The organism is Ktedonobacter racemifer DSM 44963, from assembly GCF_000178855.1.
GTDB lineage: Bacteria > Chloroflexota > Ktedonobacteria > Ktedonobacterales > Ktedonobacteraceae > Ktedonobacter > Ktedonobacter racemifer.
Map to the genome: position 1 here is coordinate 2,244,453 of NZ_ADVG01000001.1, position 22,216 is coordinate 2,266,668.

The following is a 22,216-nucleotide window of genomic DNA, read 5'->3' on the forward strand; positions in this document are numbered from 1 at the left end:
TCAACAAAATATTTAGATATACGCACAGAGTATTTTATGAGAAGAAGAGAGCGCTTGCAGCATGCAACAATATGATCGTAACAATCTACCAACCACAGACACGCTCCATACCAAGAGCCGTTCCCAGACAGTAATCACCACCGCCCTCTTGCTGTTTGCCATTACAGGCCTGCTTTCTGGCTTCACATTCAAGGCTATGAATCGCCCCCCCCAAAGTACACCACCCACAACGAATATTACCAAACAATCTCCGGTTGCGACAAAAACAAAGACTCCCACTTCCTCCCCTACGACACAGCCTACAGTCGATGTGGCGGCAACGAGCCTGGGATGCCCAACAGCAACAATCGACCCCCCGGGCGCGCAAAAACCTGATGGCACAACCCCCTACACAGCATCACTCCAGGCTGTGACCAAAGGCACCGATGGATCAAATAAATGTCAAGGCGCTGTACTCAAAGCCCCTGAGATTACATGCAAACTCTGGCTTACCAAAAATCCAGATGAGACCAACAAGGCCCTGACCAAAGATAGCTATGCACTTCTTAAAGACCTCAATAATCTGGAACAGCCAATTCCCAATGAGGAGCAGGGTGCCCTGGTCTTCTCCAGCAACACACAATCGCTACAACCATGTCATAACGATGGGACCGCTAGCTGGCAGTACCAGGTCAGTACATCGGTCCAACCTGGTACATACTATCTCGTCTACGTTGTTGACTGGAAGGGAAAGCGCTTCAACTGGAGCTATATGCAGGTCACTATAGCCGCCTAACCGCTTATAGCAGGGCCAGCCTGCGCAGAACCCCTCGAGCTAAGGCGGCGAACTTCGGACGCGCGGAGTTCGCCACCTCCAGCACGCTTACATGATCCACCTCTTCTTGCTCCGCGCCCGTCGCAGTATTCGTAATCAAGCTCATACCCAGGACACGCATCTCCATATGCCGGGCAATTACGGCCTCAGGCACCGTCGACATGCCTACTGCGTCCGAGCCGATCAGGCGCAGGAAGCGCAGCTCGGCCTTGCTCTCAAACTGTGGACCTACAACCATGGTATAGACACCCTCGTGTAGACGCAGATCCGGACAGTCCTGTGCGGCATCACGTGCTATAGCTCGTAGTTCCGCGTTGTAAGCGTTGGCGACTGCCGGGAAGCGCACGCCAAAGCGCTCATCATTGGGTCCAACCAGGGGACTCATCCCCACCATACCCGGTAAGAAGATATGATCGCTCATCAACATGACATCGCCCGGCTTATACTCGGGATTGACCCCACCGGCGGCATTGGTGACGATCAGGGTCTCTGCCCCCAGCTGATGCATGACACGCACAGGCAGCGTGATCTGGGTCGCGTTATAGCCCTCATAGAGGTGAAAGCGCCCCTGCATGATAACCACAGACACGCCTGCCAGGGTCCCAATAAGTAATCGGCCTGCATGGCCAGCCACAGTCGAGTGCGCAAAGTATGGTATTTCTTCGTATGGCAACGCTACGGCGTTCTCAATCTCCATGGCAAGGTCTCCTAGCCCAGACCCCAAAATCAAGCCCACCAGGGGCTTCTGGGGCGCACGAGCTTGAATAGCTTCCGTCGCCTCCATCACCTGTTCGTATATCACGATTTGACTCCTTTATCGTTTGTTTGCTCTGTTCTCCCTCCTCTCCCACTACCATCCTGCTATTATCTTCGCACAAGACGCAACCCATAAGAGGCTCCTGCCGGGCCTCGCGAAAACGTGCTATAATGCACACAACATCCAGTTTGATCAGAACCGTTTTCTACTCTATTGCATATTGCATCGCACTGGCCACCAGGAGGTGGCTGTGAAACGATAAGGAGACACGTTAGGATATGGCTAAACTGCATGATTTGTTTACGCAGGCACGCCGGGCGCGAAGTAGTAGCGGGATGGGCTTTTTGGGCAAAAGCAGAGCCGAATCCAAGGCGCACGCCGCCGCCATCGTCGTCGAGTTTCCCACGGTTAGCTCGGGCAGCGCGGAAGCAGCGCTCAAAGCTGGTGCCGATGGGTTGCTTTTTCAATGGGACGGCAAAGATAGCGCTGCTCTCTCCGCACTAAAGCAAGAAGTTGACGCAGCACGCTCCTACCAGGAGGATATAGTCCTCGGGCTGCACCTGGCTGGCAATGGCGAATCGCTCAATGGCGAAGCTATTACCAGTATCAAAGAGCAGGGCTTCAATTACATCACGCTGCCGCTCAATGCGCCAGCGCACCTCCTGGCTCAGGAGTCCAAAGATGTAGAGAAGGTTGTCATTCTCCCCGTACAAAATATTATGTCGCCGCTCCGCTCGGGCGATGTCTCACCATACTTTACTATCCGTAACCTGTCTGGACTCGATGGCATTGCCGCGATTCTCCTGGACTTCGATATCGAGAAGCCATTTGGCTCCCTGAGCATCGAGGATATTCTCCATTACAATACCGTTCGTGGGTCCGTCCAGCATCCTGCCTTCATCCGTGTCGGTGGGCGTCTCAATGAGAACGATACCCGCACCCTCAAGGCCCTCAATGTCCAGGGTGTGGTGCTGGAAGCAGATAAGAGCCTGGAGACCACCCAAGAGCAGGTAAAAGCGCTCCGCGCCCTCCTGGAAAAGCTTCACGAGGAGAAGGGGGATTCCTCCTCACCGTTCTCGCTTCAACGCTAGCTACATAAAAAGCGACTTCTCGCCACTACGTGGCTCGCAGGGTAATAAAGGGGAGTGTTGGCAGGTTGGCAAAGCCAACCTGCCAACACTCCCCTTACCCAATGCGGAGTACCGCAAGCGTCTCTATGAGTTGTAGGGTCCAAGCTAGCTTGGACTCATTTGCTGCCTGTGTCTACATGCTTCTCGTCAGGCAGGACGATAGCGGGGACACGCGGGAGCGTGGATTGCCGCCAGAAGAGTTGCTTGCGCGGAATACGCCGTAGGAGACCCCTGGTCGTTTCCCAGACCTGCTCGGGGCGCTCATTGTTGCGCCAGTAGTAATAGCAGGCAATCTCGTCTGGATCAGCGCTACATAATTTTTTAAAGGCGACCTCCAGCTCTGGCTCCTCCGCTTCCCGCAGGTTATAGTTCTGTAACCAGAGCTGACTGCGCTTCTCCTGCCTCCTGGTCAGTTCAACAAGCTTGCGCCCCCATTCCTCAACCTTCGCGACATCCTCCCCCAATAATTGCCAGAAGAGATGGCAACCCATCGTATCAAGTTCAGGAATAGTCGCCAACTCCTCCATCAATTCCAGGTCCTCGGGTAAGAGCACAATGGTCGTCGTGATCCTGGAGTTTATGCGCTTCACGGATTCAAACAGCTCGCCAAAGAAGTCCACCATGGAGCGGCGCCGAAAATGTTCCAGATCGGTAATATCTGGGCAGAGCGCACGACATACCGGGCAATAACAGGTAATCTCAGGGCCGCGCGGCTCGTCGATCAGCAGGCCACTAATGGGGTAATTTTTCAGGTAAAATTCGATCTCCCCCAGGAGCCAGGAGCGGAAGGGCTCATGATTGTAACAGGTCATCCCGTGGTGACGCCCATGCCGATCCTGCACACGCGATTGTGGATGCCGAAAAGTGTACCAGCTTGGCATATGTGAGGGGCCTGCAAAAAGATTGCCATAGCGCCCAAGGCTAAGGATGATTTTGAGGCCAGCATCCTGTGCCTGTCGTAACCCTCGCTCCAGATCCTTTCCCCAGCGCTGCTCCTCTTCTTCGTGAACGGCATAGACAATGCTATTTGCCCCAGCCGCACGAATCTGCTCAAAATCACGTTTAACCATCTCAGGATGAAATAAAGGATGGAAGTAGGCGACGGTAATATCCATTGACATCAAAACTCCAGAAATAGGCGTTCTACGCGAAGCTCTACACGGGCAATCGGTGCATGTTTATATCACAGTATATCATAGCCTAGTCCGTGTCATCTTGTTCAAGGGGATTTCTAGGCTATGCCTCCTTCACGCCTGCGGCGCCTAGGGGTAAGGGGATGCCTGGTGGTGGGCTGGCTTTGCAGGCGTGAAGGAGGCAGATGCAAAGGAGGTTGGGGAACCTGGAGCAAGAGCAGCACAAAAGCTTGACAATCACAGGCGTTCAAGGCACAATGCAGGCATGGGAAACGCATATATCACATCACAATCAACAGACTACACTGGCTCGACGCCTGGACGGACGCGCTTCGTTCAATCATACGCCAAAATTAATTTGACCCTCGATGTCCTGGGACGGCGCGCGGATGGCTTTCATGAGCTTGTTACACTGATGCAAACACTAGATATTTACGATACCATCTGTGTCAGCGAAATTGAGGAGCCGCGAGTCGAGATTATCTGCTCACGACCACAGTTGAGCACGGCAGAGAATCTGATCGTGCGCGCCGTGCAGGCGGTGCGCCAGCGCCTCTCATTGGAGCATGGTTTTGTCATTGAGCACCAGAAGCGCGTTCCCGTAGCGGCTGGCCTGGGTGGCGGAAGTAGCAATGCCGCTGCGGCGCTGCTCCTGCTGAAAGAGGGCTGGAATCTGCCGCTGTCAATGACTGACCTGCATGAAATCGCGGCTGCCCTGGGTTCAGATGTCCCCTTCTTCCTGACCGGTGGTCTGGCCCTGTGCGAGGGACGCGGCGAGCGCATCACGCCTCTTGCTCCCCACTGGCCACAAGCTATGCGCTGGCTCATTCTGCTCAAACCATCTATCAGCGTCTCGACCGCCCTGGTCTTTCGCAATCTCTCCCCTGCTGACTACAGCGATGGCACCAATAGCCGCAAGGTACAGGACGCGCTCGCGCACAAGAGCAATTTCCAGCTTTCAGATCTACACAATAGCCTCCAGCGCGGCGTGCTTGAATGCTATCCTGAAGTCGCGCAGGCTCGTGAAAATATGCTCCAGGCGGGCGCGGCCCATATCTTTCTCTCTGGCAGCGGCCCCACTCTCTTCGCGCCCTTCGCACAATTGAGCAACGCTTCCCAGGTCCATCAGCAGTTGCTGGCGCAAGGCTACGAAGTCTACCTGACACGCGCCATCTATCCTCAGGGAACAGAGGCAAGCTTCTTCTAGGGCCTTTCTGACCACACCGGTCCCAACTTCTCTCTCCAGTGAGCGGAAATCTGCTACAATAGAGCCATTCCAGTAGAGGAATAGGTAAGTCTCTAGAGACTTGTGTATATAGAGAGAAGTTGGAGGTTTCCAGCCCTGCGTCAGCATATTATCAGTGCGCTTTGCACGCTTCTGCGCTTCCCATTTGCGCTTCTCGATTTATTTCGCGCTCCTTTCGTGCAACGCGCCAAAAAACATCCACGCTCCATTGTCATTATCAAACCTTGCTGTCTGGGTGACTTGATCATGACTACGCCTCTGCTGGAGGTGCTATACCGAGCTTACCCTGAAGCGCGTATCACCTATGTAGCGGGTTCCTGGTCGAAAGTTATTCCCGAGCACCATCCAGCCGTGACCGAGGTCATCGACTGTGGCTCTGTTGGCATTCCTGGTCGCTACAGCCTGCGCGACTATCGTGCCTTTGCCCGTCGCCTGCGAGCCTTGCACTTTGATATGGCCTTCGTGCTTGATCGCTCGCCGATGCTGACCCTGCTCCCCTGGCTCGCGGGCGTGCCAAGACGTGTTGGACCAGATAGCAAGGGGCGTGGCTTCTCCCTCACAGATCGCGTTCCAGTCTCTTCCTCGTCTGAACACTTGCAGCACGAAGCCGATATCTACCTCGACCTGGCGCGTGCGCTAAAGCTTCCTATTGAGCAGCCAAGCATGCGCTTTGTGCCTACGCCCCAGGAGTGTCAAACGGCGCAACACTACCAGGGAACACAGATCGCCGTCTTTGTCGGTGGTGGCAGTAATCCCGGCATGGACCTGACGGCCAAGCGCTGGCCCCTTGAGCGCTATCGCGCTCTGGTGCAGAAGTTGGTATGGGATCTGGGCGCGCGTGTCCTGCTTATTGGCGGTCCTGGCGATGCTCCACTGACCCAGCAATTGCTGGAAGGCCTGGAGGTGCCTACGGGCAGCGTCCTGGACCTGGCTGGCAAGACCAGCATTGGCGAGCTGGCGGCACAACTCGAAGCCTGCTCGCTCTATATTGGCAACGATAGCAGTCCCATGCACCTGGCCGCCGCCGTCGATATTCCCGTCATAGGCATCTTCGGTCCGACCAGTCCCGAGGAGTATGGCCCCTATCCCACCAATGATCCCAGGCATATCGGCCTGTGGAAGCATCCCACACGCCAGCCTTGCTTCTTCCTGGGCAAGATGCGCGAGTGCCAGAATTGCACCTGTATGCAAGCGATCACGGTAGAGGATGCCTGGGAAGCCGTTCAGCGCCTGGTTCCCAGCGGGAGCGATCACGAGGTGCGCCCATGAAACTGGCTCTACGCACGCTGATCCTCCTCCTGGTCCGTCTCCTGGGCTGGCCTCGCATCCAGCGAGCGCGTAAACAGCCAGGAAAGAACCCACGTATTCTGCTGTTGCGCCCGGATCACCTGGGGGATATGGTGCTGGCGACGCCCGTCCTGGATGCGCTACGCACGCAACTCCCCGAGGCGCATATCGCGATGATGGTTGGTCCCTGGTCCAGCGCGATTGTCGAGCGCCACCCGGCCCTGGATGCACTCATTCCCTGTGCTTTTCCAGGCTTTCAGCGCGCCTCGCAGCACCCACTCGCGCCTTACATGCTCCTATTCAAACTGGCGAAGCAGCTACGCGCTGGCAACTACGATGTCGCGATCAACCTGCGGCCCGACTTCTGGTGGGGCGCGGTCCTCATCTACCTGGCGGGTATTCCCCGCCGTGTTGGCTACGCGCTCCCGCCCGCGACGCCGTTCCTCTCGCACGCGCTCCCTTTTCCTGAGCATCAGCACTCGACCTTCTATAATCTGGAGCTGGCCAGTGCGGGCCTACAAGCTCTTGGGCAGCCTCCCCTGGAGGCACCGTTCACGCCAGAACGCTATCCACTTCGCTTTGAGCCAACGGAGCAAGAACGGCGGTGGGTGGCTCAGACGCTGCATGATGCCGGAATCGCGCCCGAGACGCCTGTCGTGGTCATTCACCCCGGCACCGGTGGAGCGGTCAAGCTCTGGCGCTCGGAGGCCTGGGCGAACTGCGCCAATCAGCTCCAGGCCTCTTATCCTACGCTCCGCTTTGTCTTGACCGGGACGCCGAAGGAGCGACCCTTGCTGGAAGAGGTCGCTGAGGGGATGGTCACGCAACCGCTCAGCATCAGCGATAGCAGTGTGGGACAGCTTACCGCACTATTGCAACGCGCCAGCCTGGTGATGGGCGTGGATAATGGTCCCCTGCACCTGGCAGTCACGCAAGATGTACCGACCATACGCATCTTTGGTCCAACCGATAGCCGCATCTTTGGCCCCTGGGGCGCTCCTGCGCGTCACCGCGTTATCACTTCAACACAGCGCTGTCCCGGCTGCCCAAGCATCCCGTGCGGACGCCTGGACTTTACAGCCGAAGAGCTTCCCCAGCACCCTTGCGTACGCGTGGTACCTGAAGAAAGCGTGCTCGCGCTCGCCAGAAATATCCTCTCTCCCGCAAACAACGCGCATAATACTCCTTCGCGTTCTTGAGCCGCATGATAAACGGGCGCTAATCTGAGTAGCCCATGCTCACCCTGGTTAGCGCACTTCTCCCTCCATGTTCTATACTGGGAACAGAACCCCCATTTAACCATGCCGCAAGGCCGCTTGAAGGAGTTTTTTACGCTTTATGATAGATGCCAATACTATCGCTACCAATGCCTTTGTGAAGCATATTCGCAGCAATCCCTATCCAGGGCGCGGACTCGTCCTTGGTCGTGCTTCAGATGATCATGGCTGGATTATCGCGTACTGGATCATGGGTCGCAGCGAACAGAGCCGTAATCGGCGCTTCACTGTGTCAGGGAACGTTTTGAAGACGGAGCCAGTTGACGCCAGCCTTGTCGCCGATCCCAGCCTGATCATCTATGAGGCCATGCTCGAACTTCCTGGGATCTACCTCGTCAGCAATGGGGACCAGACGCGCACGCTGTACCAGTCCCTCCAGGCGGGGCTATCCTTTGACGCGGCCCTGGCGACGCGTGAACGTGAACCGGACGCCCCGCACTTTACACCTCGCATCAGCGGTATGATCGATCTACGACAGCAGCCAGGCCCCATCACCCTGAGCATTCTCAAAGCAAATCAGACAAATCCAGAACTTACCGACCGCTACACCTACCATCCCGCTACGCCCGCCCCTGGCTATGGCTATGGGCTCACGACCTATATGAGTCCTGGCACGCCTCTGCCTAGCTTTACAGGCGATCCCCTCCTCCTTCCCTGCCAGGGAGCACCAGAAGAGGTCCTCAGCTTCTACTGGAACGCGCTGAATGAGGATAATCGCATCTCGCTCGCCGTAAAGTATATTGCCGACGATGGCCAGAGCACTCTCCAGATCCATAACCGCTTTGAATCAGAGGTCCGCTAAGTGTTAAAGTAGTGTGGAAGGCCCTGGCAGTCTGCAGCTGCCAGGGCCTCCCACACTACGCCAACTAAATATATGCGTTTCGGTTAAAAGTTTGCATCTTTCTCTTTAGCTCTCTATAATGCAGGGAGGAGGCCCCTGCCCTGCCGCAGGATCGCCGAGGCAAACAGCTCACAATCTGGGATGGTAGTATGACACAGACAGCAGTCGATCCAACAATACAAGATCTCGACGAGTACGGTTACCCAACACGACCCGACGCCCAGCGCAAGCTGCGCAACACGGTCGTCCATACCAGCCGGCGCCTCTTGCTAGGTGGTATTTCCCTGGCCCTGAGAGGTGTGGGAGCCTATCTCAAGCTTCGCGCTCTTGGGCAAGCGCGACCGCCTCTCTCGCCTCAGACGTTCCATCCCAAACGCATTCTGGTCATTCGCGTCGATCTTATTGGCGACCTGGTTATGTCTATGACTGTGGTGCGCCAGTTGAAGCGGACCTACCCGGAGGCGGAGATCGACCTGCTGGCCATTCCTTCTAGCGCATCCATTGTGCGCGGAGATCCCGATATCACGCAACTTCTGACCTATGATCCCAATATCTGGCGCCGCCCCAAAGCCCTGCTGCAAACACGCAACTGGCGCGAGGCCCAGGCCCTACGTCAGCAGATGCGCGAACGAGACTATGACCTGGCCGTTAGCGTCTCTGGTCCCTGGGCCAGTATCCTCTCTGTGCTCAGTCGCGCACCGCGACGTGTTGGCTTCGGCGCGGAGGGCTATCCCGGTTTTATGACAGAGAGTGTCCCTGGCCGTCACTGGGCCGAGGGAGAGCGGAAACACGAAGTCGATTACTGTATGGAGCTGCTACATGCCTGTGGCGCCGCCCTTGACCAGGAGTCGCGTGTGCCCACCCTGCATATCACGCCAAAGAGTGAACAAGAGGTCGCCGACCTGCTCCAGGCGGAGGGCATAGATCCACAGAAACCGCTGGTTGCCTGCCAGGTTAGCTCACACAATGGCTATGCGAAACGCTGGCCGATCCCCTACTGGGCGCGTCTCATAGAGCGCCTGGTAAACGAGGATGGCATGAACGTCATCCTGACCGGGGCCCCTAAAGATCAGCCATTAATCGAGGCCGTGCTCAAACGCACGCATGCACATATGTATAATTTTGCTGGCAAGACCAATCTGCCTCAACTGGCGGCCCTGCTCAAGCACGCGGATATCGTCATCTCTGGCGATAGCGGCCCCATGCATATTGCCGCTGCTGTGGGCTCGGAGCTAATCGCCATTCATGGCCCAACTGATCCCCAGATGAGCGGCCCGGTAAGTCCTCACGCCACGGTACTGCGCAGCGACATCTGGTGTAGCCCCTGCTACTTCGCCAAGGGACCTGCCAACTGCCGCTTCCATACAACGCAGTGTATGAAGGATATTTCGCCCGAACAGGTACACTCCGCCGTCCTCAGCAAACTGGAGGGCGCTCGGACACGTACGCAGGAGTCCAGCCAGTCTCTCCAGGGAGGAAACGCATGAGCCAGCAACACCAGCCGATACTCGCCAACGATCCCTCTCTGCCAGCCTCGGCATCCGCGAACTTCGCCGAAGAAATGGCCTGCTTTGGACGCGTTATTCATGGTGCGGAGCTACGAGAGGATGCGGAACTGCTCTGGTTCGCGGTCACGCCTACGCTGAATGGTGTCTTGCGTTCGCGCTTCACACCAGACGACCCGGCATACATCGAACAACGCATCCAGGCGATCATTGAGTACTATACGAAACGCCAGGCCAGGAGTTTTGGCTGGACACTCTATCTAGCCTCACAGCCAGCGCACCTGAAAGAGTTATTACTGGCCCAGGGCTTTACCCATGTCTACGACGATGACATTATGACGCTCGCACTACCCGCACGTGAACAGAACGTAATTACAGCGCCAACCTTAGCCATTAGGGAAGTCAGCAATGCGCAGGAATTACAACAGCTCTGCGATGTTGAACAGGTCGCCTTTGAATCAACGGCAGACAGGATAAAGCTCTACTACCAGACGTATCTCGCCTCTGGTTTCGGCCCAGGCCTGGCCTGGCGCCACTTTACTGGCTCGCTTGATAGTCGCGTGGTTGCCAGCGCCTCGCTCTTGCTCTCCCATGGCGTGGCAGGTATTTATGGCATTGGCACACTGCCCGAGGCACGCCGCCAGGGCGTTGCCGCCAGCATGATACTTCATGTCCTTAATGAGGCAGAGCGCCTGGGTTATCACATCGCGACCCTCTCTCCAACCGAGCAGAGCAAACGTCTCTACCAGCGTATTGGCTTTCGTACGCTGGGGCAGAAATCTTTTTATAAGCGGAGCCTGGCATGAACAATGCACTAACACACGAGACCACTGAGCCAATACACTCATCCATCACCCTGGCTCCAGATGCGCGCATCCTGGTCGTGAAGCTGGCGGGCCTCGGCGACCTGCTCCTCGCGACTCCGGCCTTGCGTGCTCTACGCGAGAGCTACCCCCGGGCACGTATCGACTTGCTGGTCACTCCCGATTCCGCGAGCCTCCTGAAGGGCTGGCCTGTGATTGATAACATTATTGTGTTGGATAAATATCTCTTCGACTACCCACAACAGATCATCAAGCATCCAAGCAATTTAAAGCGCCTCGCGGATATCTTCAAACCTTTACGCGAGGGGCATTATGACGCAGTCCTGCTCTTCCACCACCTGACACTGCGCTTTGGACGCCTAAAACACCAGGCCCTGATGCGGGCCACGGGCGCGAAGTGGCGCGTTGGTCTCGACAATGGGCATGGCTGGTTTCTCAATGTTCGGGTCAAGGACGAGGGCTTTGGCACGATGCATGAAGCGGAATATAATATGGCGGTCGCGGCCGCGGTTGGCGCGACGGTACACACACCGAAACTCGAAATTCCGCTCAACGAGGCCGAACGAGAAGCGGCGCGCGAACTGGTCTATGGTGCAAGCTTGCCAGAGGCAGCACCACATCCAATTATCGCCTTGCATCCAGGAAGCGGTGGCTATAGCACGGCGCGTCGCTGGGCACCTGAGCGCTTCGCCCAGCTTGCCGACACACTGTACAAAGAGACCGGAGGTCAGCTACTGCTAGTTGGAGGGCCTGAAGAAGTCGAGCTACATCAACAGATTATGAGCCAGCTTCACTCGGGCATTCCGGTGCGTAGCCTGGCGGGGAAGGGCAATATTAAGGTTGCGACCGCTGTGCTGGAGCTAGCGGACCTCTTTATCGGCAATGATGCAGGTCTGGCCCACCTGGCGACCGCCGTGGAAACGCCCGTGGTTGCCATCTTTGGCCTGACCAACTACAAGGCCTGGGGACCCTATACCGGCGATAGGAAAGACCTGGCTACTATTGTCCACCTTGATCTCCCCTGTATGCCCTGCTTCTATCGTGGGCATCAGCTCGGCACGCCCGAAGGTTGCGCGACACGCGACTGCCTGACGCAGCTTGGCGTCGAGCCTGTAGCCGCCGCCGCCCGCCGCATGCTCCGCCTTCACGGCAAATGGCACGGTGCCACATCCACCGCCACAGAATAGCAATTTTGCATAGAAGAAGGGTATGGTGACAGGCTGACTCCGTTAACCTGTCACCATACCCTTTCCTCTTGTTATAACTCTGAAGGCTGCGCCTGGGCACGCTGGATGGGACGCGTGAAATTGCCAAGCGCGACCTCGGGAATCTCGCGCCGAAGGGTTTCAATGAAGGCCTTCATGCCTAGCGCCTTCCCCATGCTGTCCAGGTCAGGCATACGTGGAAGCAGGACCTCTGGATCAATATTGAGGTTGCGCAATTGAATCAGGCGCAGGCCCGTCTCACGCGCGAGGGCCAGGAGTGCCTCGATCTCGCGTTCACGGTCGATCATCCCTGGAAAACAGAGCAGGTTGATCGAGGTATACAGCCCCTCTTCATGAGCACGCTTCAGCGATTCTTTGACATCCTCAAAGCGATAGCCGATGGGGCGATAATAGGCGGTGTAAGTTTCGGGATGCCCGGAGATGGTGCTGACACGAATCGTATCCAGGCCCGCGTCATATAAGCGCTGCAACCAGCGGGGATTACTACCATTCGTGTTGATATTAATGACGCCCTGCTTCGTTTGTGCGCGCATCGCCATAATGGCGCGCTCGATCCGCTTCCACTGCATGAGGGGTTCGCCCTCGCAACCCTGCCCAAAGCTGACGATGGCCTCTTCGGCGCTCTCCAGGTGAGGGACCGCGACCTCTACAATCTCCTCAACCGTGGGAATAAAGTCCAGACGGTCCTGAGGTGAGATCAGGTCCTCTTCTTCCTGTTTAGAGATACACCCAATACAGCGCGCGTTACATCCGGGCGACACGGCGATAGCCATCTCCCAACGCTCAAGGAACAGGTTACTGGCGGTTGGGCAGGAGTAATCCAGGGCGCAATGCGCATGCTGGCGCACGACGCGGTTTTCGGGGAAGGCCTCAAGTTTGGCATGTACCGCGTGCTCTAGCTTCTTGCGCGGAAACGAACGAGGGTGCCACTTATGGGGGTCATCCGTCTTGACGGCGGCTACGTAAAGTTCGCCGTTTATGGAGGCAACAGCACTATAGCCAAAGAAGGGCAGAGGCTCGGTCTCCGGCACCTTTTCATATTCTGGCAACAGAGTACGCGTATATCCAATTGGCAAGAGAGCCGCTACGGCCCACCCCCTGCTCGCTGCCAGCACCTGTCGCTCACCAGTCTTCTTGAGTCCAACCGCGAGACGATCCGGCATCATCGAAAGCGTCACTCCGTCTGGCAAGGGTATTAAGTCTCTGGCTTCCAACGGCTTGCCACCAAAGGCGAGCGCCTGTAGCCGCGTCTCTTCGCGAATCTCTCCATCTGGAGTACTGTAAAGCAAATGTGGAACTGGCATGCTGATCCTTTATTTTACCTCAAAAAATGCAACTATAGAGTAACAGCCCGGAGCTAATGCATAGGAGGTGGTGTCGCCGGAATACGAGGGCTTGTTGGGCGCTCATCCATAAGATCTTCATCGTAAATACGGGGGAAGCCACCTGTGATTCCAGTCTGCGTGCTGGCTGCGACCCGTTGCTCCAACAGCCGTGCATCCTCATAGACGAAGCTGAGTAAAATATGCTCACCACGCATACTCTGACAGACATGACGAATGCGTGGATGCTCGGCTTCCATCCAGGCATTGATCATCGCTTCCAGTGCGGACATGCTGTCGCCGCACTCCGCGCTATCAAAGCCTTTAAACTTATACACAATTCAATTCCTTTCGCTGTCATCGCCACGGATCGTTAGAGTGGATCTTCAGTCATACCCCGGTCGCTTCGTCGTCGCCTGATCGCAGGCTATTGTATCACCATAGCTCTTTTTTTTCCAGCTTCCCGCCAAAGGTAGCCAGGGATACTTAGACATCTTGGATGAGAGGGCTATGCCAATCTTATGGGCACGCCCAGTTCTTTAAGCTGCGCGAAGAAATGGGGGTAGCTCTTGGCAATATGCTCGCTACCAGTCAGAGCCAGGCCATGGCGACAACGCATGCCCACAATTGCCAGGGCCATCAGGAGGCGGTGGTCATTATGTCCATCCACGGTCACGCCTCCCTCAATCCCTTGCGGGCGACCGCGTACAATAATTGCGTCACGCTGAGGTGTGACATCGCAGCCCGCACGCCGTAGCTCTGCACACAGATCGTCAATGCGGTCTGACTCTTTGTAGTGCAATGTCTCGATATTGTAGAAGACGCTCTCCCCCTGGGCAAAACAGGCCGCGGCAACCAGCACCGGAATACAGTCAATGATGCGATCACCATCTACGCGAACCCCCTGGAGGGTAGTTCCTCCCCGTACCGTTACCTGCTCGCCAGCGATATCCAACTGGGCGCCCATAGCCTGGTAAGCCACCAGCAGGGCGTCGCCAATCTCGTCTCCGGGCTTCAAGCGGTTTAATACCAGTTCACTTGCTGGATCAGTCGCGCTTATGCAGGCTGAGATCAGCGCCGCCGCGGAAGGATAATCGCCTGGTAAGATATACTCTCGAGCTTGATACTGCTGCTTGCCTGGAACCGATAGATGACTCAAGTCAGCCGAGTGCTCAAACTGGATGCCAGCCTCGTGCAATACCTGCAAGGTGGAGCGCACAAAGGGCTGCGATTTTAAGCCATCGATAATCTCGATCTCCAAACCCTCTGGGAGAAGCGGGGCCAGGAAGAGCAAGGCGCTGATATACTGCGAGCTACGCGCACCCGAAATACGCACCTTGCCGCCATGGAGAGCGCTTCCCCGCAAGGTGATGGGGAGGCATCCCTCTGCTCCCTCCGCCTGATACGTTGCGCCCAGCGTACTCAATGCCTCCAGTAGCTCGCGATTGGGGCGTTTCCCCAGAGACTGCGGGTGATCGGTTACAAAGGTGATTTCAGACAGACAGGCGCCCAGGCCCAGCAATAAACGCAGGACGGCGCCCGCGTTCCCCACATTCAAGGTGACGGCGTCTGCGGCCTGCGGATAGCCCACACCCTGCACACGCAATATGGTTTCCTCCGCATCCACCCAATCTAATTGAGCACCTAAGGCCCGGCAGCCACGAAAAAGGGCCTCACTATCGTCGCTCTGAGCGGGATAGTAAACCATGCTCGTGCCTTTAGCAAGCGCGGCCGCCAGCACATAACGCAAGGTGAAATACTTCGATGAAGGCAGTTCGGGCTTTCCCTGTATGCGAGACGCCTCCTCTATCGCGATACGTACATCGGTGCCAACCAGTGATCGCAATTCTTCGTGTACCATATGTCTCTCATTCTCAATCTACAGATTATGTCATTCGTTTCCGACCAGAAGCATACGTCTTCAGCAACCAGCACTCTCAGATCAATTATTGGCCTTATCATATCATTTGGAACAAGAGTTGTCTCTTCGCTGGCATCATTTACAGAGTGCGCAAGCTTCATTCAGGGAGCTATTTGTAGATAACGTTTATCACATCACCCTAGCAGTGATGTAATTTGTAGAGCATAACACCATACTTTTCCTCTGATATGGCATGTACAAAGTTATGACATATTGCTTACAATATATACTAAAAATACTTACATATTTACACGTAACACTGCAAAATTATAACACGCAGCAATTCATTGATAATATACAAATATTTTGTTATAATCGTATTACTCCATGTTACAGCTATTTTCCAGGAGGCAAATATATCGTGCAACATGCAAATGTGGCCATTATAGGAGCAGGCATTGTAGGACTGGCAACCGCATATGCCTTACTACGCGCAGGTATTAAGAATGTCTATGTTTTAGAGCAATATACTGTCGACCACGCGCGCGCCACATCTCGTGGTCCCTCACGCCTGCTGCGCTTTGAGTATGGATCAGACACCCTCTACCCGCGTATGGTTCAGCAGAGCTTACAGGCCTGGAGACACTTGGAACGTCACAGTCGCTCCACCCTCTATACGCGAACTGGCGTCCTTGTGCTGGGACAGGAAGAGGACAACTATACGCTCCCCGCCTACCACGTACTCCAGGAGCAGGGCATCCCCATTGATCTCCTCTCACAAGACGACTGCCATATGCTCTTTCCTCAATTCAATACCCACGGATATGACCGCTTCACCTATAACGTTGATGCGGGCCTGCTGCACGCATCAACCTGCCTACAAACCCTCAAACAACTTATTCTCGACATGGGTGGTAAGATCATTGGTAACTGTCGTGTGACACACATCATCAATGAGAATTCACGCCTGCCTATTCGTCTGCTATTAGAGAATGGGCACGACCTGCTGACCGAAAGGGTTGCCTTAACGACTGGTCCCTGGATTCAACATATCCTTGGCGACCTGCGCCTGCCCATTACAACAACACGCCAGTATGTGCTCTATTTTACTGATGTTCCCAGCACAGCCTTTGCGCTCCACACATTTCCAGCTTTTATCGCGGATGATCTCTATGGTTTTCCCTTGCATACCACCAACACCAGGGGCTATAGTTCCACCTGGTTAAAGGCCACTTCTCATGCCTTTGGCACCCCTATTGATCCAGATATGCCACCTGCTATTGAACAGAGTATTGTCGCGCAGATAGCGCAGAAAGTACGAATCCTGCTCCCAGCTCTGCAAGACGCGCACCTGGCCCATATTGATACATGCATGTACGATGTCAGCCCCGACGAAGATTTTATTCTCGACTACCACCCGCGCGACACACGCATTGTCTTTGCAACTGGACTCACAGGGCATGGCTTCAAATTCGGCCCACTACTGGGAGAAATTCTTGGCGCCTTGCTCTATCAGCAAGCGCCCTCTATCACCCTGGAGCGTTTTCGCCTGGCGCGTTTCTCGGCCTATCCCCTTGAGCAAGCATCTTCGGTCGCATAAACAAGCTACTGTATACAAAACAACAATCCGTCATGGCCGACAGTAAATCTCTGGAGAGGAAACCTGATTCTGCTTTACCTTGACATGGAGGCTGAAGAGTTCGTCGAGCAGGCCCTCTCCAGAGAGACACATTACCGCTGGAACGCGCTAAAACGCATAGCCCAGCCCCTGGCGACTGGTTGTAAAAACCGGGATACCGTTACGCCAATCGATCTCCAGGTACTTGCGTGTATTCATCAAGTCAGGAAGATGCTTCACGACGGTTCGCGTCGCCGTATCAATGACGTCGCCGGAGTCGCCGACATAGACATAGCGGCCATCACGGCTATGCAGCACCCAGCCCTCGCGCAAACAATCATACACGCAGGGCGTCTCTTCGCCCTGGAAAGCTGTTAATTTGATATCAGCAATCTTACGAGGGACACGTTCGGGAAGACCACTCACGTCAAAGACATGCACATAGCTATTGGGGGCATCAACAATATACACCTCTTTCTCATCGGGGGAGAGAGAGATACCGTGGCTGGGTGCCGACATATGCAGCCCATCTACAAAGCCCTCGGCTGGAACACTATAGAGCAACTGGCCCGTCTGCAAATCGCTCACCTCAAAACCAAGGAAATGGGAGGCAGTTGTAAAGACTAGCGTCTCCTTGTTGTTCACGGTAAAGGGCCTGACGCCATCTTTGAGTGGTCCCACCTTCTTCACAACCTTGTTGCTCGCGGTATCCACCACATAGAGTTGATTGTTGTTCAGCGCGCCCAGATAGGCATACTTCCCACTCAGGCCCACAACCGTGTTATGACCCGCAGCTCCGCCACCAACCTGAATCGCCTGGAGAACCGCTCCATCACGAGCGCGCAATACATGCCAGAAACCCTGATACTGGTTAGAACCACCCGGCATATAAATCGACTGGCCATCAGGCGTAATCGCCATGCTATCGATACCGAAGTCGTAACTTTTCGTCCACACCACCCTATCATGTAGTAAATCATATTTCAGCAACGAGCCATTGCCATGCGCGCCACCATTACCACCATAACTGATGAAGAGACTGGCCGTCGCCGGGTCGGCGACCACGCCACGCCCACTTTTGAGCATGGGCAGATCAATATGCCTGACAAACGCATGCGCGCGGTCGATATCATAGACATCTATGCCCCCATCGGGAATGACATAGAGATAATGCCTGGTCAGGACCGACGCTCCCTGCGCCCCCGCCTGATTGGAACGCACCATCACAAATGCGAACCCGGCCAGCACAATCAGCAAGAGGGAGCAAATGAGTAACAAATTCTTATATTTACGTAGTAGGTTCATAAACAACCCTTTCCACATCTTCTGCCAACGCCAGCGTAAGGCAATATTTGTTATCTACAGGAGGTTCTACAGTAAAGTAAGTTCCCTACCATCCCAGCCCGGCACTAGCATTGCACGTTTACATATAGGACTTTTAGAACTTTGCTCAAACAATGGATAGAAATATTTTCGTTCTCATCATATAAAACTCTAGAGTTTGAGGGGGAGTAACTTGCATGAAAATAATTACATGCAAAATATAACGAATTCATATTTGAAAATTTGGCCACAAAGAATTGACATTACAACCAGGGTATGGTAGTTTATAGGTGCTGCAAGCACCCATAGCTCAGCGGATTAGAGCATCGATCTTCGGAATCGAGTGTCGGGGGTTCGAGTCCCTCTGGGTGCGTTTTTTATGCTCTTTTACAGAGCACTTTTTTGTATTAAGTATTATCAACGTATATCTTGATGCGCGTAGATCTAGTTTGGCTCTCGGAGCGTATTGACGTGCGTCGCGATACATGTTATTATTGCCCAGGCATTTCCTTCCTTTCCACAAATCAATATCTCAATTCGGCCTTTATTATCACCAAATATCCTGAATGGTCAGGATATTCCCATCCCTTTTATCAGGGTGCCATTCCGCGTTCTTTGGCTACTTCAAAAAACAATACCAAGGGGTTACAGGTGTATACCGTTACTCTCACTGCACTCAACCGCATGTTACGCGACTATAGCTACAACGGCTGGGGCTACGCCACCTTGCCCGCAGGTATTGGGCACATTCAGGAGCCATGCCGTATCGTGCTCTCCATCTACCAGGGAGAGATTAAGACCTGTTATATTGCCGGGAAAGATGGGCAAGTCCTTATGACCGGGAAAGAGGCCCAGGGCCTGATTGAGCAAGCCAACCCCCTTAGCTGGTCACTCAAGTCTTACCAGGACCCGGAGACGCCTGCTCCCTCCCATCCCGCCATTAGATCTTCTTCGCCTGACCGCACGACCCGCCCTATTCCCGCTCTTCACCTGCCCAGTCCTTCGCAAGCAAGGCCCCAGGTTCCAGCAATGGAGCCACGCGTGACACGGCCCTTGCCAGCGATACGCCCACCACAGGCAACACAGATCTACCCCCTGCGCGCCAGAGAGATCCCCTTTACCGAACTCTCACGCTGGCCGCGCAAGTGGCGTCAAATTTATATGCTCGCCAATGGCAACATGACCATTGATAAAATCGCGACTATGCTCACACTCTCACCCCAGGATATGCGCGGCATCTTGCAGACAATGATCTCGCAGGGCGTAATTATCCTGCGCCAGTCCTCTTAATCAGTCGTGCTCGCTGCCAGGGTTGCGCCATTGGGATTGTTGTCGTGGCACGGCCAGTACAGTACATATACTGGCCACTCCATGCCTATCTGCCGATCTCGGCCTCTAATTCATCGACAAATTGACGGGCGAGACGACCAGAACGGCCAACCCGTTGGCGCTCCCACTGCAAAGCCCGGCTACGCAGCTCCTCGTCCTCAAGCGCTAGCCCTCGCTGCTGCGCCAATCCCTGGGCGATCTGTAGATACTGCTCCTGGCTGGGTGCGCTAAATGTGATCCGCAAGCCAAAGCGATGTACCAGCGATTGCTTCTCATCCATCGTGTCGCGCCAGTTTACCTCTTCGGTGGGTTTACTACGATCAGTATGTAGCTCGCGTACCAGGTTAAGCCGATTGGTCGTCGCGTAGATGAGTACATTCTGTGGTCGAGCCTCTGCCGTCCCTTCAAGGAGCATCTTTAATACTTTATACTCGGTTTCATGTTCTTCAAAGGAGAGATCATCAATAAACACAAGGTAGCTCGGCGCGCGCTGGCGCAATCGCGCCACGATCTGCGGCAGATCACCAATATACTCCCTGCGCACCTCGACCAGGCGCAGCCCCTGGTCGGCGTAGGTATTGATCAGCGCCTTTACACTCGATGACTTCCCCGTTCCTGGCGGCCCATAAAGCAGGGCATCATGTGCCGGCATACCGGCGAGAAAACGCTCAGTATTTGCCTTGAGTTTGCGCAGTTCCCGCTCATAGCCTACAAAATTGTCGAGATGAATAGCATCGGGATAAGCAATTCCTTCAAGGGTCTGCGTATTTCCCTGCCAGCGTAGGACAGCATAGCGAGCCAGTGTGCCTGTCCCCTGGCGCGCCCAATGCATTTCCAGCATACCCGCCAGTTCGCTCCAGTCCGCCAGCTCAGCAACCTGGTGTATAAGAGCGGCTCGCACACTCTTCTGCCCTGACTCCTGAACTGTCCCCAGGTCAAGCCAGGGTTCCCAGGCATCGCGTAATACGGGCATCGTCTCACCCAGCACGCTTTGCACTGCTTCCCACACCACCTCAGCCGAGAGGGCGAAGAGTCGCTGTAGCGCCTTCAACTCACGCGCGGCCTGGCGGTGCAGCGTAGCCGAAATCCGCGCCTGATTCCCCCGCCATGCGCGCCCCTGCCGCTCGACCTGAGCCGTCCAGGGATTTTCATCCTCAAGCAAGCGACCCACCAGGTGAGCCTGCCAGGCATCTGACAGCTCTGTTGTTATATACACATTCTCTGATGCTGCCAATGAGTAAAAGACCTCGCTATAGGCCGACGCGACCTGCATAGGCACCTGCTCGGCACCCGCTAAAAGCCGTAGTAGGTGTAAGAAAGCCTGCCCTGGTTCATCATCAAGAACATGTCTTAAAAGCGCCAATCCCTGCGCGCCATACAGCGCCTCTTGCATCGCCGAGGCGATGCGTTTATTAACCAGAAAAGAAGTTGTCATATTTTTGCCTTGCGTTGTTGTCATGTAGTAACCCCGAATCGCTATATTTTTGCCCCTATAAACACATGTTGTACCACACGAACTCTCTGGCTACCAGTAAAGCATCCTCCCTATGGGAAACTTTTCTTTTGAAGAAGGCCCTTCGCGCCTGCGGCGCGAAGGGAGAAGGGATGTGCAGGAAAAACGGTTTGCCGTTTTTCCTGCACATCCCTTCCCCGAAGGCGAGCGTAGCGAGCCAAGGTAAGAGCCAGCAGAAATTTGGAAGGCCCTGTACTCTTGGCAGTAAGCATACACAAATTTCGATACAGGTGATACAATACTTGCTATCGTTTTGGGAACCTTCCCTTCTCAATGTCTTGCATAACTTGAGAGGGGAGCTATGAATTTTTTGTTTTTTCCAATGTTTTTGTCGAATGTCAATAGTAGAGGTACTACACTGTTGTAAAAAAGCTTTCTTTCCTGATATATCCAATGTCTATATATCAGAGGACTACAATGATGGTAGAGCGATAGCCAAATCCGGCTTTTATGCCTAGCACCTGCCTACTTCTATGCATATATCAGGGAAGACGAAACTACTATTTTTGCGGACAGGCTACGTCTATTAGTAGAAGGCGTATCTGCTCTGCAACAGCTCTCACCAGGGCACATATGAAAAATATTGTGTAGCGTCACCGAACCCAAAGTATATTCGTTAAGAAAAACGTATACACTTGGCGTTTAATCTCATCCATTGCAAAAGGAGTTTGTCATGCCAGGGGATGTTTTTCCACCAGCGGCAAAGGGCCCACAGAATACGACCATTTTGATTGTCGAAGATGACGCCGATATTGGTCAGTTCTTACAGCAACTCATCGAAGAGGAGACCCCCTATACCACTAGACTGATTGATAACGGTCTAAAGGCACTGGAAGAGGCTCCTCGTATCGACCCCTGCTTGCTGCTTCTCGATTATCGCCTGCCAGGCATTAATGGGCTTGAATTGTATGACCGCTTACAAGAGTATCATGCATTGCACAATATCCCGACTATTATGATGAGCGCGACCCTCCCGGTTGAAGAATTAGGCAAACGTGGCATCTATCAGCTACGCAAGCCCATGGATATTGGGAGTGTCATTCGAATGATTACACACGCCCTTGCAACCTCAGAAGAGAAGGCGTTATCCTGATATTGTCCTTTGTCCAGGAAGAGGGACGCGTTCGTTGGGTATAAGCCTCCTGCGCATCCCTCTTCCTGATATACATTTTCCTTCCTCGCCTTTTGCCTCTCTCCCCACAAGGACTTC

At 54.6% G+C, this 22,216-nt stretch carries 19 protein-coding genes and 1 tRNA gene; 13 read left to right on the plus strand and 7 right to left on the minus strand.

The window, feature by feature from the left end; translation table 11 throughout:
* The first annotated feature begins 61 nt into the window (after positions 1 to 61).
* Complete coding sequence (locus KRAC_RS09740) at positions 62 to 775, plus strand: hypothetical protein (protein ID WP_007906524.1); 714 nt, start codon at positions 62 to 64, stop codon at positions 773 to 775.
* Positions 776 to 779: 4 nt separating this feature from the next.
* Here the strand turns inward: KRAC_RS09740 and KRAC_RS09745 are convergent, their stop codons facing one another.
* Positions 780 to 1,598 carry a purine-nucleoside phosphorylase gene (locus KRAC_RS09745; RefSeq protein WP_040443214.1) on the minus strand — a complete coding sequence of 273 codons (819 nt, stop codon included), beginning with the start codon at positions 1,596 to 1,598 and terminating at the stop codon, positions 780 to 782.
* Positions 1,599 to 1,849: 251 nt separating this feature from the next.
* Between KRAC_RS09745 and KRAC_RS09750 the strand changes: the two genes are divergently transcribed.
* On the plus strand, positions 1,850 to 2,662 hold the full coding sequence (locus tag KRAC_RS09750; RefSeq protein WP_007906526.1) for a hypothetical protein: 813 nt from the start codon (positions 1,850 to 1,852) through the stop codon (positions 2,660 to 2,662).
* A gap of 155 nt (positions 2,663 to 2,817) precedes the next feature.
* Here KRAC_RS09750 and KRAC_RS09755 read toward each other — a convergent pair whose 3' ends face one another.
* A complete protein-coding gene (locus tag KRAC_RS09755; RefSeq protein ID WP_040442215.1) occupies positions 2,818 to 3,816 on the minus strand; it encodes a hypothetical protein in 999 nt (332 codons plus the stop codon).
* 283 nt (positions 3,817 to 4,099) lie between these two features.
* Here KRAC_RS09755 and ispE point away from each other — a divergent pair, with 283 nt between their 5' ends.
* The 7 genes from ispE to KRAC_RS09790 all read left to right on the plus strand — a co-directional run bounded on the left by ispE (position 4,100) and on the right by KRAC_RS09790 (position 12,001).
* Entirely contained in the window at positions 4,100 to 5,041 is a 942-nt protein-coding gene (gene ispE / locus KRAC_RS09760) for a 4-(cytidine 5'-diphospho)-2-C-methyl-D-erythritol kinase (protein WP_007906528.1), read from the plus strand.
* 216 nt (positions 5,042 to 5,257) lie between these two features.
* Positions 5,258 to 6,349 carry a lipopolysaccharide heptosyltransferase II gene (waaF, locus tag KRAC_RS09765; RefSeq protein ID WP_274532089.1) on the plus strand — a complete coding sequence of 364 codons (1,092 nt, stop codon included), beginning with the start codon at positions 5,258 to 5,260 and terminating at the stop codon, positions 6,347 to 6,349.
* Complete coding sequence (locus KRAC_RS09770) at positions 6,346 to 7,566, plus strand: glycosyltransferase family 9 protein (protein ID WP_007906530.1); 1,221 nt, start codon at positions 6,346 to 6,348, stop codon at positions 7,564 to 7,566. The genes waaF (KRAC_RS09765) and KRAC_RS09770 overlap by 4 nt, the downstream gene beginning before the upstream one ends.
* Before the next feature lie 139 nt (positions 7,567 to 7,705).
* Complete coding sequence (locus KRAC_RS09775; protein ID WP_007906532.1) at positions 7,706 to 8,446, plus strand: IMP cyclohydrolase; 741 nt, start codon at positions 7,706 to 7,708, stop codon at positions 8,444 to 8,446.
* 188 nt (positions 8,447 to 8,634) lie between these two features.
* Positions 8,635 to 9,972 (plus strand): lipopolysaccharide heptosyltransferase II, encoded by a 1,338-nt coding sequence (waaF, locus tag KRAC_RS09780; RefSeq protein ID WP_007906534.1) that lies wholly within the window; start codon positions 8,635 to 8,637, stop codon positions 9,970 to 9,972.
* Positions 9,969 to 10,796 carry a GNAT family N-acetyltransferase gene (locus KRAC_RS09785; protein ID WP_007906538.1) on the plus strand — a complete coding sequence of 276 codons (828 nt, stop codon included), beginning with the start codon at positions 9,969 to 9,971 and terminating at the stop codon, positions 10,794 to 10,796. Before waaF (KRAC_RS09780) ends, KRAC_RS09785 begins: the two co-directional genes overlap by 4 nt.
* Entirely contained in the window at positions 10,793 to 12,001 is a 1,209-nt protein-coding gene (locus tag KRAC_RS09790; protein WP_007906539.1) for a glycosyltransferase family 9 protein, read from the plus strand. Before KRAC_RS09785 ends, KRAC_RS09790 begins: the two co-directional genes overlap by 4 nt.
* 71 nt (positions 12,002 to 12,072) lie before the next feature.
* Here KRAC_RS09790 and KRAC_RS09795 read toward each other — a convergent pair whose 3' ends face one another.
* From KRAC_RS09795 to aroA, 3 genes are all read right to left on the minus strand, one after another.
* Positions 12,073 to 13,344, minus strand: coding sequence for a radical SAM family protein (locus KRAC_RS09795; protein WP_007906542.1), 1,272 nt, complete (start codon positions 13,342 to 13,344; stop codon positions 12,073 to 12,075).
* 53 nt (positions 13,345 to 13,397) lie between these two features.
* Entirely contained in the window at positions 13,398 to 13,700 is a 303-nt protein-coding gene (locus KRAC_RS09800; protein ID WP_007906544.1) for a hypothetical protein, read from the minus strand.
* Positions 13,701 to 13,870: 170 nt separating this feature from the next.
* A complete protein-coding gene (gene aroA / locus KRAC_RS09805) occupies positions 13,871 to 15,223 on the minus strand; it encodes a 3-phosphoshikimate 1-carboxyvinyltransferase (RefSeq protein ID WP_007906546.1) in 1,353 nt (450 codons plus the stop codon).
* A gap of 421 nt (positions 15,224 to 15,644) precedes the next feature.
* Between aroA and KRAC_RS09810 the strand changes: the two genes are divergently transcribed.
* Positions 15,645 to 16,823: an FAD-dependent oxidoreductase gene (locus KRAC_RS09810; protein ID WP_040442218.1), complete on the plus strand. Its 1,179-nt coding sequence runs from the start codon at positions 15,645 to 15,647 to the stop codon at positions 16,821 to 16,823.
* A 147-nt stretch (positions 16,824 to 16,970) separates the two neighbouring features.
* Here KRAC_RS09810 and KRAC_RS09815 read toward each other — a convergent pair whose 3' ends face one another.
* Positions 16,971 to 18,146 carry a YncE family protein gene (locus tag KRAC_RS09815; protein WP_007906550.1) on the minus strand — a complete coding sequence of 392 codons (1,176 nt, stop codon included), beginning with the start codon at positions 18,144 to 18,146 and terminating at the stop codon, positions 16,971 to 16,973.
* 317 nt (positions 18,147 to 18,463) lie between these two features.
* Between KRAC_RS09815 and KRAC_RS09820 the strand changes: the two genes are divergently transcribed.
* Together KRAC_RS09820 and KRAC_RS09825 are read left to right on the plus strand one after the other, a co-directional pair.
* A tRNA-Arg gene (locus KRAC_RS09820) sits at positions 18,464 to 18,537 on the plus strand.
* 278 nt (positions 18,538 to 18,815) lie between these two features.
* Complete coding sequence (locus KRAC_RS09825) at positions 18,816 to 19,454, plus strand: hypothetical protein (RefSeq protein ID WP_157506371.1); 639 nt, start codon at positions 18,816 to 18,818, stop codon at positions 19,452 to 19,454.
* A gap of 85 nt (positions 19,455 to 19,539) precedes the next feature.
* Here KRAC_RS09825 and KRAC_RS09830 read toward each other — a convergent pair whose 3' ends face one another.
* Complete coding sequence (locus KRAC_RS09830; RefSeq protein ID WP_007906553.1) at positions 19,540 to 20,928, minus strand: ATP-binding protein; 1,389 nt, start codon at positions 20,926 to 20,928, stop codon at positions 19,540 to 19,542.
* A gap of 751 nt (positions 20,929 to 21,679) precedes the next feature.
* Here KRAC_RS09830 and KRAC_RS61190 point away from each other — a divergent pair.
* Positions 21,680 to 22,099 (plus strand): response regulator, encoded by a 420-nt coding sequence (locus tag KRAC_RS61190; RefSeq protein ID WP_007906554.1) that lies wholly within the window; start codon positions 21,680 to 21,682, stop codon positions 22,097 to 22,099.
* Positions 22,100 to 22,216: the final 117 nt, after the last annotated feature.

Bases quoted from the DNA above. Each gene is read 5' to 3' on its own strand.
- KRAC_RS09755 (WP_040442215.1), bottom strand. From the start codon at position 3,816: ATGGATATTACCGTCGCCTACTTCCATCCTTTATTTCATCCTGAGATG.
- KRAC_RS09815 (WP_007906550.1), bottom strand. From the start codon at position 18,146: ATGAACCTACTACGTAAATATAAGAATTTGTTACTCATTTGCTCCCTC.
- waaF (WP_007906534.1), top strand. From the start codon at position 8,635: ATGACACAGACAGCAGTCGATCCAACAATACAAGATCTCGACGAGTAC.
- ispE (WP_007906528.1), top strand. From the start codon at position 4,100: ATGGGAAACGCATATATCACATCACAATCAACAGACTACACTGGCTCG.
- KRAC_RS09740 (WP_007906524.1), top strand. From the start codon at position 62: ATGCAACAATATGATCGTAACAATCTACCAACCACAGACACGCTCCAT.
- KRAC_RS09770 (WP_007906530.1), top strand. From the start codon at position 6,346: ATGAAACTGGCTCTACGCACGCTGATCCTCCTCCTGGTCCGTCTCCTG.
- KRAC_RS09750 (WP_007906526.1), top strand. From the start codon at position 1,850: ATGGCTAAACTGCATGATTTGTTTACGCAGGCACGCCGGGCGCGAAGT.
- KRAC_RS09830 (WP_007906553.1), bottom strand. From the start codon at position 20,928: ATGACAACTTCTTTTCTGGTTAATAAACGCATCGCCTCGGCGATGCAA.
- KRAC_RS09790 (WP_007906539.1), top strand. From the start codon at position 10,793: ATGAACAATGCACTAACACACGAGACCACTGAGCCAATACACTCATCC.
- aroA (WP_007906546.1), bottom strand. From the start codon at position 15,223: ATGGTACACGAAGAATTGCGATCACTGGTTGGCACCGATGTACGTATC.
- KRAC_RS09785 (WP_007906538.1), top strand. From the start codon at position 9,969: ATGAGCCAGCAACACCAGCCGATACTCGCCAACGATCCCTCTCTGCCA.
- KRAC_RS61190 (WP_007906554.1), top strand. From the start codon at position 21,680: ATGCCAGGGGATGTTTTTCCACCAGCGGCAAAGGGCCCACAGAATACG.
- KRAC_RS09775 (WP_007906532.1), top strand. From the start codon at position 7,706: ATGATAGATGCCAATACTATCGCTACCAATGCCTTTGTGAAGCATATT.
- KRAC_RS09745 (WP_040443214.1), bottom strand. From the start codon at position 1,598: ATGGAGGCGACGGAAGCTATTCAAGCTCGTGCGCCCCAGAAGCCCCTG.
- KRAC_RS09795 (WP_007906542.1), bottom strand. From the start codon at position 13,344: ATGCCAGTTCCACATTTGCTTTACAGTACTCCAGATGGAGAGATTCGC.